The sequence below is a fragment of the Enterobacter sp. RIT637 genome, from assembly GCF_019718755.1.
In the GTDB taxonomy this organism is placed as follows: domain Bacteria; phylum Pseudomonadota; class Gammaproteobacteria; order Enterobacterales; family Enterobacteriaceae; genus Enterobacter.
Map to the genome: position 1 here is coordinate 1 of NZ_JAIHAZ010000107.1, position 603 is coordinate 603.

Sequence of the window (603 nt, forward strand, 5' to 3'; positions counted from 1 at the left end):
ACTCAGTGCACTGGTAGCTGTTAAGCCAGGGGCGGTAGCGTGCATATTTTCTGTTTTCGCTCATATTATTCTGAATTCAGAACATCAATATCCCGATATATTCAATCAACGGAATAGCTAACGTGAAAATTCTTGTTACTGGCGGTGCTGGTTTTATTGCCTCTGCAGTTGTGCGGCATATTATTAAAAATACCCAGGATGAAGTGGTTAACGTTGATAAGTTGACCTATGCCGGTAACCTGGAGTCGCTTGCAGAAGTGAGTGACAGTGAGCGTTACGCATTTGAGCAGGCAGACATCTGCGATAAAACGGCGATGGAGCGCATTTTTGCTGCGCACAAACCTGATGCTGTCATGCATTTGGCTGATGAAAGCCACGTGGATCGTTCCATTACGGGGCCTGCTGCATTTATCGAAACCAATATAGTCGGGACTTATGTCCTGCTGGAAGCCGCGCGCGCATACTGGTCTGCGTTGAATGAAGATGCAAAAGCCGCATTCCGCTTCCACCACATTTCGACTGACGAAGTGTATGGCGATCTGCCCCATCCTGATGAGCACCCGGCTTCAACCGAGCTGCCGCTGTTCACTGAAACAACGGTTT

1 protein-coding gene is annotated in these 603 nt (G+C 48.3%); it reads left to right on the forward strand.

Going from position 1 to position 603, the window contains the following annotated elements; translation table 11 throughout:
* Positions 1–122: 122 nt before the first annotated feature.
* Positions 123–603: GDP-mannose 4,6-dehydratase (locus tag K5E19_RS23435; protein WP_221553326.1), on the forward strand; the 481-nt coding region annotated here is incomplete at its 3' end.